The sequence below is a fragment of the Methylobacterium sp. B1 genome, assembly GCF_000333255.1.
In the GTDB taxonomy this organism is placed as follows: Bacteria; Pseudomonadota; Alphaproteobacteria; order Rhizobiales; family Beijerinckiaceae; genus Methylobacterium; species Methylobacterium fujisawaense.
Window position 1 is genome coordinate 1 of record NZ_BACT01000209.1, and the last position, 1,942, is coordinate 1,942.

The following is a 1,942-nucleotide window of genomic DNA, read 5'->3' on the forward strand; positions in this document are numbered from 1 at the left end:
GAAGGCCGTCATCGGAGCCTCCAAGGATCAGCTCAAGGCTGCGCCGGAATTCAAGTACGACGGCAAGTTCAAGCGCTGAGATCCAGATCTCAGACGAGGCCGGGCAGAACGCCCGGCCGACCATTCGGGTCTCGCGGTGGAACGATCGCGGGACCCGTCGTGGCGGCCGAGGCCTAACGCAGCGCCGGGCCGCCATGACACGATCGACGACAGTGCTGTCTGTCCCGACCGCACGAGGCGGAATGACAGGCTATCGCGACGGTGCGACGGTGTCGCCCTGGGAGGGGCGATCAGGCGCTCGGTGAAGCGGTCCACCGGGGCTTTCCAGAGCCTGACGCGCCAAGCAGGCGACCAAAGCGTCGCGTTTGGCCTGACGCAGCACGATCCGGGCGGCGGCCCGTGCGTTGGCGGCGCGCAACTCGGCGCGCGGGCCTCCATCGCGAAGGGCCCGCCATGCCAGGGCACGGAACCATCGGACGTTGGCCAGGGCTGCGGCGCGCCGGCTGAGCGGCCCACCGACATCGAGCGGCTTCTCCAGTGTCACGGACGCCATGGGCTCAATCCTGAAGTGCGACTCGCCGCTTGTCCGAACAGAGACAAGAGATGGCGAGTTCCGAGGAGCTGGGCAATAGTCCATACGGTCATAACTTTCGGCCGACGCGCGAAGACTGCGCATCCGTGATATTTTCCGGACCGGCACCGTCTCGGCTTCGATGGCCCGGGTAAGACGCGGCCTTCTTTGACGCGGACCGGTCGGGAACACCCCAGCGCGTTGAGGACTTCACGGAGCTGGGAGCCGGAGCGACGGCAATCCGGTCCGGTGGATGCCGCAAGAGGGCAGCGTGCCGACGATCTTCGATGCCCATACCTTCGCCCTTACCGCGCATGCCGGTCAGCTCGACAAGTGTGGCGAGCCCTGCATGCGGCACCTGGAGCGCGTTGCGAACGCGGCCCTGGCCCGAGCCGGTCACGCCCGACTCAGCGACGGACTCGACATTGACCCGATGCGAGTGATGCAGGCGGCGCTCCTGCACGATGTGCTGGAGGACACGTCACGCACAACGACAGATCTTCAGGAGGCCGGTTTCGAGGCGGATATTATCAGAACGGTCACGCTTCTCACGAAGCCCGCCAGCCGGATCGCCTATTCGGAACGGATTGCGGCCCTGATCGGATCGGGTGATCTCGCGGCATTGCTGATCAAGATGTCCGATACGGAGGACAATCTTCGTCCCTCCCGGATACCGCCCGATGCCGCCTTCCTGCGCGAGCGCTACGCCGACGCCTTCGCGCGTCTGAAGTCGGCTGCGGCGGTGGCGGGATACACAGGGCGCTGAGGCCCGGGGGCAAACGGGTCGCGGCGTGATCCGCTTCCGACATCTCCGTGCCGCCGAACGGCAACGCCGCGATCCGCCGCCTAGAGCGGACGGAAAGCTGAAGGGTGAGGTCCCGGCTGCCGGGCTTGGCCTTCGCCGGTCAGGGTGCCCTTCTCGCCACCCGGGCTGCCGGCGGCACCGTCTGGCGTCTGAGGGAGATCGACTCGGAACTGATGATCGTCCCCCGGATTGCATCGTCTGCGGATGCTACCCCCGCTTTGGCCGCGGAGGACGTCGCCGTAGCAACGCGGCGGGAGCAAAGTTCCGAGCGACGCAGGCTTCGGGCCAGCGGTCCTCAGCACTGAAGCCGAGCGCTGTTGGTTCCGTTCCATCCAATTGCAAGAAGGAGATTCCATGCCGTCGATCAGTCGTCTCTCGCTGGTAGGATTCATGCTGATCGGCCTCGCGGCCTGCGACGACAAACAGGCGCAGAACAATACACCGACGAAGCCCGACGCCACGAAGATGGAACCGCAGACCGATCAATCCGCACCGAACCCGCCGAAGCGCTAGAACCGTTCCCGATCGCCTCGCGATCAGGAGCGGCTCAAAGCCTTCGTCCTAAG

The 1,942-nt window shown here is 65.9% G+C and carries 3 protein-coding genes; 2 read left to right on the forward strand and 1 reads right to left on the reverse strand.

What is annotated here, in order from left to right; translation table 11 throughout:
- Positions 1–250: 250 nt before the first annotated feature.
- Complete coding sequence (locus tag I53_RS30965) at positions 251–553, reverse strand: hypothetical protein (RefSeq protein ID WP_251982231.1); 303 nt, start codon at positions 551–553, stop codon at positions 251–253.
- A 289-nt stretch (positions 554–842) separates the two neighbouring features.
- On the opposite strand from I53_RS30965, the gene I53_RS05580 reads away from it, so the two are divergent.
- Positions 843–1,337 carry an HD domain-containing protein gene (locus tag I53_RS05580; protein ID WP_043347613.1) on the forward strand — a complete coding sequence of 165 codons (495 nt, stop codon included), beginning with the start codon at positions 843–845 and terminating at the stop codon, positions 1,335–1,337.
- A 393-nt stretch (positions 1,338–1,730) separates the two neighbouring features.
- A complete protein-coding gene (locus tag I53_RS33720; RefSeq protein ID WP_170867471.1) occupies positions 1,731–1,889 on the forward strand; it encodes a hypothetical protein in 159 nt (52 codons plus the stop codon).
- The last annotated feature ends 53 nt before the right edge of the window (positions 1,890–1,942 follow it).